The organism is Rhizobium sp. SVR5-2C (assembly GCF_056755115.1).
In genome coordinates this window covers 1-9,210 of record NZ_JBNDHT010000196.1, presented here as the reverse complement: position 1 = coordinate 9,210, position 9,210 = coordinate 1, and the positions used below count along the sequence as shown (strand labels likewise).

Here is a 9,210-nt window from a genome sequence, read left to right as displayed (position 1 = left end):
TCCTTGAAGACCTCCGTATTGTACATCAGCACATTTGGTCCCCAGAGATAAGGAACGCCATAGTGCACGCCGTTCACCGTGTTCCAGGGAGCGTTCTGCAAGCGCTCGTCGACGTTCTTGAAGCTGGGGATCAAATCGGTGTTGATCGGCTGGACGCGCTTGCCGGCGACGAGGCGAAGCGACGCGTCGCCCGAAGCGGTGACGAGGTCGAAACCGCCTTCGTTCATCAGCGCCACCATTTCATCAGAGGTCGCAGCGGTCTTCACAGAAACCTTGCAGCCGGTCTGCTTTTCAAAGTCGGTGACCCAGTCGTAATTCTTGTCGGTCTCGCCGCGTTCGATATAGCCCGCCCAGGCTACGATGCTGACCGCGCCCTCGCCCTTGCCCAGTTCTTTCAGCGGTTCGGCAGCAATTACCTGCGTCGCAAAGCTCAGGCATGCGAGTGCGGCTGCGGAGGATTTCAAAAGATTCTTCATCGCCCTGTCTCCCGGTTCAGTGCCGCTTGTTTGCGGCATTTTGTTCCCAGTCGAAAAGGTGCGACGAAAACTCCGCTTTCGCAAATTCATTTATCAGAACTTCGATATCGGAAATTCCGATGGATATCAGCGTATGCGCCCCGAGCGCATGCTTTCCGCAATGCCGACAAAATCGCGGGCGGCCTGCGGCAGGCTGGAGCCCTTGCGCCAGACCATCCCGACCTGCACGACCGGCAGCGAACCGGAGACGTCGCGGCTCTCGATCCTGTCGCCTTCAAGCGACCACGGCCGGTAAACAAGATCGGGAAGCAGCGCAACGCCTGCGCCGGTCGCGACGAGGCTACGCACCGCTTCCACCGAGCGCGTGCGGAACGCGACATGCGGGCGGGCACCGAGCGCTGACAGCAACTTGCCGGTATTCTCTTCGATTTCGTCGACTGTCAGCATGATCAGCGGTTCGCGCGCAATGTCGGCAACCGAGATGATGTCGGCGGACACCAGCGGATGGCCCATCGGCAGCCAGAGACGGTAGGGTGAGGTTTCTAGGATTTCCGCCTGCAATGCCATGCGGTCGCGCAGGTTGGATATGACCATGACGGCGACGTCGAGTTCGCCGCCGACCAGCAGATGTTCCAGGTAGCTGCCGTTGTCCTCGATTGCGCTCACCTCCACGCGGGGGCAGGCGCGACGATATCGCGCCAACAGGTCGGAGAGCACGTAGCCTGCGACCAGCGACGTGACGCCGATGTTCAGTGTACCGGAGAGCTCGCTTTGCTGGCCGGAAAAGCTGGTGCGCGCATCTGAGACCGTGGCGAGAATTTTCGTTGCATGCCGGAGGAACTGGTGGCCGTTATGGGTGATCGTCAAACCGCGCGGATGCCGCTCGAAGAGCTCGACGCCGAGATCGTTCTCCAGCTCTTTCAGCGCTTCCGTCACCGACGACTGCGAGATCGACAAATTCTGCGCCGCCCGCGTCACCGAACCCTGTTCGGCGACGGCGACGAAATACTGGATCTGGCGAAGCGTGAAGGCCATGCGCGTTTAGAGCATGGCTAAGCGGATAGTGGCAAGCTCGCCGAGGGGCGGACCTTTTTTGGTCTTTGGTTCAATTCGATACATATTCCGGGCCGTCGCTTAAGTATTCCGAAACGCCGGCCGGCTAGGTTGCTTCGATGTATTGCGTTGGAGTTTGTGCGATGGCGGAGCAGTTGGCGTGAAGGCCTTGCTGCGGATCTTCCGGCCCTCCCGGAAATTGGTGATCGTGATCGGCGGATTGGCCCTGCTGACGGGCGCGTCCGGCGGCGCGGCGCTTTACATCGGCAGGGACAATATTCTCGTCCGGTCTCTGGAGGAGGCGGACGGTGTCTCGTGCACCGATGTCAACCTGGTGACGATCAAGAAGCAGGATCACGTCTGGATTCGCAAATACATCAAGACGGAACCGACTGACGGAGTGACGCGCGTGAAGACGGCGCTCCGCGTGGCGCAGGCTGTATACCAGCAGGAAAAGCCTGATCTGGTGCAGGTCGTCGTTCTCGATCAGAACGGGCCGACGCTGCGGTCGGACATGCGCGGCCGGGCGATCGGCGCCGATGTCGTCTATATTCCGCACCCCGATAAGATGATCGAAGGCGTCGACGACAAGCCCTACACCGTCCGCTACTATGACGGTCAAGCGAGCGCCAACGGTCTTTTCTTCGGTGAGCGCATCGATCTGCCAGAAGATCAGATCCACGCGCTGAACGCGTCCTTAAGGGAAAGCTCCGACTGCATCGACCCGACGGCCGTCGCGTCGACCACAGGCGAGAGTAAGAAGACAGCCGCCGAAGCAGGTTCTTCAGAAGAGGGCGCCAAGGCGGCCCCGGCTTCCGGCCACTGATCTCGACGGCGAGAGCCGGCAGCAATCCGCCGGCGTCCTTGCACTCGTGACTGGACTTTAGTCCGCCTTTGCGCGGCGCGCCGGGAAGAGGATCACGTCGCGGATCGAAGGCGAATCCGTCAGCAGCATCACCAACCGATCGACGCCGATCCCAAGGCCACCCGCAGGCGGCATACCCTGGTCGATCGCATCGAGGAATTCGTCGTCCAGCTGCTTTTCCTTTTCGCCACGGGCATGAGCCTGCTCGAGTTGTTCGACCATGCGCTTGCGCTGTTCTTCCGGATCATTGAGTTCCGAGAAGGCGTTGCCGAGTTCCCAGGCGTTGCAATAGGTCTCGAAGCGTTCGACAAGGCGCGGCTCGCCCGGCACTTCCTTGGCGAAGGGGGAAATGTCCTTCGGGAAATGCGTAACGTGTGCGGGCTGGATCAGCGTTGCCTCGACCTTCTCCTCGAAGATGAAGGCAAGGCATTCGCCCCAGGTCCAATCCTTCTCGACTTCGAAGCCGGCGGCCTTTGCAGCGGCGCGCGCTTCTTCGTCGGTCTTGATCGCCAGGAAGTCGATACCGGTCACTTCCTTGACGGCATCAGGCATCGGCACGCGGCGGAATGGTCCCTTGAACGAGAGTTCCTTGTCCTGGAACTTGAACTCGGTCGTGCCGTGGATCTTCATCGCCAGTTCCGCGAACATGCGCTCCACGAGGTCCATGATGTCCTCGTAATCGGCATAGGCCCAGTAGCACTCCATCATCGTGAATTCAGGATTGTGCCTTGTGGAAACGCCTTCGTTGCGGAAGTTGCGGTTGATCTCGAAGACCTTGTCGGTGAGGCCGGAAACCAGAGTGCGCTTCAGGAACAGTTCCGGCGCGATGCGCAGGTACATGTCGAGCTTCAGCGTGTTGTGATGCGTCTTGAACGGTTCGGCGGTGGCGCCGCCATAGACCGAATGGAGCATCGGCGTCTCGACCTCCATGAAGCCGTCGTTCTCCATGAAACGCCGGATGCCGGAGACGATCTTCGAACGCTGCTGGAAGCGGAGCTTCGATTCCTCGTTGGTCATGATGTCGAGGTGACGCTTGCGGTAGCGCAACTCGATGTCGGAGAGGCCGTGCCACTTCTCGGGCATCGGCAACAGCGACTTTGTCAGCATGGTGATCTGCTGCGCGTTGATCGTCAGTTCGCCGCGCTTGGTGCGGCGAACAATGCCGGTCACGCCGATGATGTCACCGATGTCGATCATCGGCAGCAGCGCGCGGGCTTCCTCACCTGTGACGTCCTTGTGGCTGAAGATCTGAATCTTGCCCGAGGCGTCACGGAGATCCATGAACATGCCGGAATTGCGCGATGAATAGACGCGGCCGGCGACCGTTACGACGTCCTGGGTTTCGACATCAGGCTCCAAGCCCTCGTACTTCGCGGCAAGCTCTGCGTTCGTCGTGGTCCGGTGGAAATGGGCCGGATAGACTTCGCCGATCTGCTCGCGCAGCAGCTTCAGTTTCTGAGCGCGAACTTCCGTCGCGTCGGAGGAGAGGGTGGCGGTTTCGGTCTTGTCAGTCATGTGCAAAAGATCCGCTTCAGTTCTTCGGGCCGACGAGAGAGGCGACTGCCTGCGATGCCAGTTTCAGGCGCTGGCGCACGACGGCGCGACCGAGGATCGCCATGGAATCGAAAAGCGGCAGCGAGCGCGACGAGCCGGAGACGGCAACGAAAAGCGGCGCGACGACTACCTTCAGCTTCTTGCCCATGCGGTCCGCGACGGCACGCAACTCGGCCTCGATCGACTCGGTGTTCCATTCGAGGATCTTCTCGAGGTCTGGTTGCACCGTGTTGAGGATCTCCAGAATCTCTTCCGGCGGCGACTTGATCTTCGCGAAGGCCGACGGTTCGAGGTTGAGGTCGGACTTGAACAGGAAACCCATCAGATCAGGCAACTCGCCGAGCTTGGAAATGCGCGACTGGGAGAGTGCCAGACCCGCCTTCAGACGGTCGTTCTCCATTGCCCAGGTGAGGACGCGATGCTGGAACTCTTCTTCCGATAGTTTCTCACGAATCCAGCGGCCGTTCAGCCAGTCGAGCTTCTGGATATCGAAGATCGCGCCGGCCTTGGAAAGATTGTCCGGGTCGAACTTCCCTGCAAGTTCATCCATCGTCATCAGCTCTTCGCCTTCGGCGATCTGGACGAAGAACAGGCCGAGGAAGTTCATCAGCGCTTCGGGGATGTAGCCGAGCGCCGTATAGTACGAGATCGAGGTCGGGTTCTTGCGCTTCGACAGCTTCGACTTGTCGGCATTGCGCATCAGCGACAGGTGCATGAACACCGGCGGCTCAAGGCCGAGATACTGATAAATCAGAATGTGCTTCGGAACCGAGGCGAGCCACTCCTCGCCGCGCGCGACGTGGGTGATCTTCATCAGGTGGTCGTCGACGACGTTTGCCATGTGGTAGGTCGGCATGCCGTCGGCCTTGAGGAGCACCTGCATGTCGACGGAATCCCACGGGATTTCCACGTCGCCGTAGACGCCGTCGGTGAATTTGCAGGAGCCTTCGGTCGGGATCTTCATGCGCACGACCGACGGTTCGCCGGCCGCCATGCGCGAGGTGACCTCTTCCGCCGAAAGGTTCAAGCAGTGGCCGTCATATTTTGGCTGCAGGTTGGCGGCGCGCTGCGCCTCGCGCATCTTTTCCAGACGCTCGGGCGTGCAGAAACAGCGGAAGCCATGGCCGGCGGCGACGATTTTCTCGACATATTCGCCGTAGATATGCTTGCGGTCGCTTTGGCGATAAGGGCCGTAGGGGCCGCCGACATCCGGGCCTTCAGACCACTTCAGGCCGCACCATTTCAGCGCGTCCAGCACCTTCTTTTCGAATTCCGGGGTCGAGCGCGTCGCATCGGTATCCTCGATGCGCAGGATGAACTCGCCGCCATGCTTTTTGGCGAAAAGATAGTTGAAGAGTGCAATGTAAGCGGTGCCGACATGCGGCTCGCCGGTCGGCGAGGGAGCGATGCGGACGCGGACGCCGGAAGCTGTCATTTTATGTGCCCGTCAATGAATGCCGGACGGCTTTCCTTGGAAAAAGCGGCGTTCGGCGGGAAGAATGCAGATAACTGGATCAGGAAACCGGCCGGATCAGGGCATTCCGCCCATTTCATTGTCCGATTGTCCGTTTGGTGGCCTTAAGGCCATATTCAACCGCGTACGTCAAGGAAAATGGGTCAGTCGAGCCTAGCGCACGGGCCAGACGTAGAGCAGCACCGGCACACTGACGATAATGATGATGAAGGAGAGCGGCAGGCCGAGGCGCGGATAGTCGCTGAAGCGGTATCCGCCCGGGCCAAAGACGAGCGTATTGCACTGGTGGCCGATCGGCGTGAGGAAATCGCAGCCCGCGCCGATGGCGACGCCCATCAGGAAGGCTTCCGGCCTGTATCCAAGCGTATGTGCAAAGCTCGCCGCGATCGGCGCCATGACGAGCACGGTTGCCGCGTTGTTGAGGAAAGGCGTTACTGCCATCGCCGTCACGACGATCAGCGCCAGTGCTCCGTAGGGCGGCATTTGCGCAGCGAAGTGGCCGAGCCATCCGGCGATCAATTCGCTGCCGCCGGTCGTCCTCAGGGTGTCGGAAACGGGAATGAGGGTTGCCAGCATGATGAGGATCGGACCATCGAGCGATTTATATACCTCGGCCAGAGGAATGACGCGGAACACGACCATGGCAAGCGCCGCGCAGAAGAAGGCCACGGGAACGGGGGCAAGCCCGACGGCCGTTACGCCCATGGCCGCGGCGAGGATCACGAGCGGGAGATAGGCACGCCGTTGCGTGCCAAGCAGGATGTCACGCTGCGCAAGCGGCAGGCAGGCGAATTCTTGCAGAAAGGCGGGCAGGTTCCTGCGGCTGCCCTGCAGCACGAGCACGTCGCCTCCCTGTAGCCTCACCTCGCTCAACCGCTCCGTCAGGCGGTGGCCATGGCGGCTTACTGCGAGCAGGTTGATGCGTCGCCGGTTGAAGAGCGAAAGCTGGCGCGCCGACCAACCGATCAGCGTCGATTCGGCCGATACGACCGCTTCGATGGACGTGACGTCGCCTCCCGTCTTGATTTCCGGCGTCTGTTTGCCCGAAAGCTTCAGCTTAGCATTGGAGACGACACGATCGAGGGCTTCCGGTCTTCCTTCAAGCAGGATCGTGTCGCCGGCCTGGAGCGCAATATCCGGAAAAGGCGACACGCGGGAGTGGCCGCGAAGAATCGCCGTTGCCACGACTTCGCCGTCGCCAAGTTGCAGCATCTCGTTAAGCGGTTTGCCATCGAGGCCGGAACCTTCGACCACGGTCGCCTCGGAGAAATAGGTTTTCAGATCGAGCGCCTCGTGCAGCGAGGGGTTCTCGTTCTCCCGTTCAGGGACCAGCCAATGAAAGAAGATTAGAAACACGACGCCCACGATGGTCAACGTTGCGCCCACCGGCGTGAAATCGAACATCGTGAAGGGAGTGCCCGTGATCTCCTCGCGCAGCCTCGAGACCACAATGTTCGGTGAGGTGCCGATCTGGGTCATCAGACCGCCAAGCAACGCGGCGAAACTCATTGGCATCAGGTAGAGCGAGGGCGACTTGCCTGTTTTCCTGGAGAACTGAAAGGCGACCGGGATCATGATCGAGAGCGCCCCAATGTTCTTGATAAAGGCGGAGAGCACCGCGACGACGATCAAAAGAAGCGCCAGTTGCAAGTGCAGTTTGTTGAGGTTCGGAAAGAAGCGTTTGATGGCTTTGTCGACACTGCCGGATCGCGCGACGCCCGCACTGACCACCAGCGCACTGCCGACGATGATGACGATATCGTCGCTGAAGCCGGAAAAGGCTTTGTCGGCAGGTACAATGCCGACCGCAATGGCCAATACCAGCGCGCAACAGGCAACGAGGTCGTAACGGAAGCGATCCCAGATGAAGACCGCCATCATCAGGCCGATAATGCCGAAGGCAAGAATCTGAGGGGTCGTCATGCCGCTCCAACCCTTGGAACCGATCGGCGGAACCAAATCCACCTTCGGATAGAACTGTGATGCCTCGGTGCTTGTTCAATGCCACGGCATGGTCAAAGTTACTCTAGTGCTGCAATTCAGCAAGCGCCCGTTGGAGCGGCGCGTCGGAAATCTCGATTATTCCCGTAAAAGGAACGTCCATATCGAGAACGAGATAAAGCGAAGCGGAAATCAGCAGCGCGGACACCAGAAACATCGAGACGACAATCATATTTTTAGGTGCGCGGTAGCCAAAGCTCGCGAAGATCAACACGAGCCAAGCCGAGAGCATGAAGATGAGCGGCAGGGGGATGACGCCTGCCGACTGCTCGATGATATCCCATCGCTGCTCGACGATTCTCTGGAATTGCTGGCGCGCATCGTTCCACAGCGCAACATGTCCGGGATCAGTCGGCCTCATCGCCGACAAGCTATCGCCTACGGCGTTCAAAACCTGTTCGGACGCCCGATCGCCCCTGACAAGCGTATCGTCGATGCGGGCCGGATTGGTCAATGCGGTTTCCACATAGACAATGAGCCTCTCTTGCGCCTGGTCGGCCTCCATGCCGTAGGCGCGCAGCGTGCGGTCGAGAAGAATGATCTCGGTTGCGAAGGCGTGAACGTTGTTGTCGATGTTTTCGAAGGTATTCTTCGCCGAATTTATCATCAGGCTGAATACGAGGGATGTCATAACCACGAAGATATTGGCGACCAGCCTGACGACCGTGTTCGTTTCTTCCTGAAGGTGATGCGCGGGCAATTTTGAATAGTTCAGCAGCGCTCCGAGCGAAGCGATCACGAGGCAGGCGAACACTGAGGCAGACACAAGCACTTCCCGCATCATTGCTCTTTCCCCGTGAACCATGCTGCCGTTCATGCAAAGTAGCTGTTTTAGACTAAATTTGCATCATGCTGTTGCCGAGAGCAGCGGCCGGAAGGAGAGATCACAAGGATTTGCCAGACTTGCTGAGCAAAAACGAAGGGCGCGGTCTATGCCGCGCCCTTCGAACAGTTCGTCAATGCCCGCCGGCTTTCTTTCGCTTCCGGGCGTTTCTCGCAAACATGTTCAGCATTTCGACCAGCGCCGAGAATGCCATGGCCGCATAGACGTAGCCTTTCGGCACATGGAAGCCCATGCCGTCTGCGATCAGCGTCATGCCGATCATCAGCAGGAAGGCGAGCGCCAGCATGACGATCGAGGGGTTCTTCTCGATGAAGTTGGCGAGCGGTGTCGCGGCGACCAGCATGACCGTCACGGCAGCGATAACCGCGACAACCATGATCGGCAGGTGTGGCGTCATTCCGACCGCGGTGATGATGCTATCCACCGAGAAGACCAGATCAAGCAGCAGGATCTGGCCAATGGCGGCCGCAAAGCCGGTCGTCGCCGAGCTCGCAATGAAATCCTCCTCGTGCTCTTGCGGATCGACGTTGTGGTGAATTTCCTTCGTGGCCTTCCACACAAGGAAAAGACCACCGGCGATCAGGATCATGTCCTTCCAGGAGAACCCGTGACCGAAAGCCTCGAAGACCGGCGTGGTGAGCTGGATGATCCAGGCAATGGTGCCGAGCAGCGCAAGGCGCATGATGAGGGCAAGACCTATGCCCACCTTACGCGCTTTCTCACGATGTTCGACCGGGAGCTTGTTGGTAAGAATGGAAATGAAGATGAGGTTGTCGATGCCGAGAACGACTTCCATGACAACCAGCGTCACAAGAGCAACCCAGGCGGCCGGATCCTGAATAAGCATCATGATATCTTGCATATGCGTATTTCCCCTCGCGCCGAAGACGCCGCAATGTAAGGTGAAGGCGCCAGGAAACAAGCGCACAGGGGAGTATACGAA

The 9,210-nt window shown here is 59.4% G+C and carries 8 protein-coding genes; 1 reads left to right on the top strand and 7 read right to left on the bottom strand.

Annotated elements, in window-relative coordinates; all coding sequences use genetic code 11:
* Nucleotides 1–476, bottom strand: a 476-nt coding sequence (locus ACPYOI_RS32945; protein WP_481423953.1) for an extracellular solute-binding protein, incomplete at its 3' end; no start/stop codon positions are given.
* A 126-nt stretch (nucleotides 477–602) separates the two neighbouring features.
* Nucleotides 603–1,511: a LysR family transcriptional regulator gene (locus ACPYOI_RS32940; protein ID WP_481419676.1), complete on the bottom strand. Its 909-nt coding sequence runs from the start codon at nucleotides 1,509–1,511 to the stop codon at nucleotides 603–605.
* Nucleotides 1,512–1,689: 178 nt separating this feature from the next.
* On the opposite strand from ACPYOI_RS32940, the gene ACPYOI_RS32935 reads away from it, so the two are divergent.
* Nucleotides 1,690–2,355 carry a hypothetical protein gene (locus tag ACPYOI_RS32935; protein WP_481419675.1) on the top strand — a complete coding sequence of 222 codons (666 nt, stop codon included), beginning with the start codon at nucleotides 1,690–1,692 and terminating at the stop codon, nucleotides 2,353–2,355.
* Nucleotides 2,356–2,412: 57 nt separating this feature from the next.
* Here ACPYOI_RS32935 and lysS read toward each other — a convergent pair whose 3' ends face one another.
* From lysS to ACPYOI_RS32910, 5 genes are all read right to left on the bottom strand, one after another.
* The gene (gene lysS / locus ACPYOI_RS32930) at nucleotides 2,413–3,909 is read right to left on the bottom strand and encodes a lysine--tRNA ligase (protein WP_481419674.1); all 1,497 of its coding nucleotides are present in this window, start codon (nucleotides 3,907–3,909) and stop codon (nucleotides 2,413–2,415) included.
* Between the two features lie 16 nt (nucleotides 3,910–3,925).
* Nucleotides 3,926–5,383: a glutamate--tRNA ligase gene (gene gltX, locus ACPYOI_RS32925; protein ID WP_481419673.1), complete on the bottom strand. Its 1,458-nt coding sequence runs from the start codon at nucleotides 5,381–5,383 to the stop codon at nucleotides 3,926–3,928.
* Nucleotides 5,384–5,575: 192 nt separating this feature from the next.
* Nucleotides 5,576–7,345 carry an SLC13 family permease gene (locus tag ACPYOI_RS32920; RefSeq protein WP_481419672.1) on the bottom strand — a complete coding sequence of 590 codons (1,770 nt, stop codon included), beginning with the start codon at nucleotides 7,343–7,345 and terminating at the stop codon, nucleotides 5,576–5,578.
* 103 nt (nucleotides 7,346–7,448) lie between these two features.
* Entirely contained in the window at nucleotides 7,449–8,207 is a 759-nt protein-coding gene (locus ACPYOI_RS32915) for a bestrophin-like domain (RefSeq protein WP_481419671.1), read from the bottom strand.
* A 172-nt stretch (nucleotides 8,208–8,379) separates the two neighbouring features.
* The gene (locus ACPYOI_RS32910; RefSeq protein ID WP_481419670.1) at nucleotides 8,380–9,129 is read right to left on the bottom strand and encodes a TerC family protein; all 750 of its coding nucleotides are present in this window, start codon (nucleotides 9,127–9,129) and stop codon (nucleotides 8,380–8,382) included.
* Nucleotides 9,130–9,210 lie beyond the last annotated feature (81 nt).

Coding starts and splice junctions, on each gene's coding strand:
- ACPYOI_RS32940 (WP_481419676.1), bottom strand. CDS start 1,511: ATGGCCTTCACGCTTCGCCAGATCCAGTATTTCGTCGCCGTCGCCGAA.
- lysS (WP_481419674.1), bottom strand. CDS start 3,909: ATGACTGACAAGACCGAAACCGCCACCCTCTCCTCCGACGCGACGGAA.
- gltX (WP_481419673.1), bottom strand. CDS start 5,383: ATGACAGCTTCCGGCGTCCGCGTCCGCATCGCTCCCTCGCCGACCGGC.
- ACPYOI_RS32920 (WP_481419672.1), bottom strand. CDS start 7,345: ATGACGACCCCTCAGATTCTTGCCTTCGGCATTATCGGCCTGATGATG.
- ACPYOI_RS32915 (WP_481419671.1), bottom strand. CDS start 8,207: ATGATGCGGGAAGTGCTTGTGTCTGCCTCAGTGTTCGCCTGCCTCGTG.
- ACPYOI_RS32910 (WP_481419670.1), bottom strand. CDS start 9,129: ATGCAAGATATCATGATGCTTATTCAGGATCCGGCCGCCTGGGTTGCT.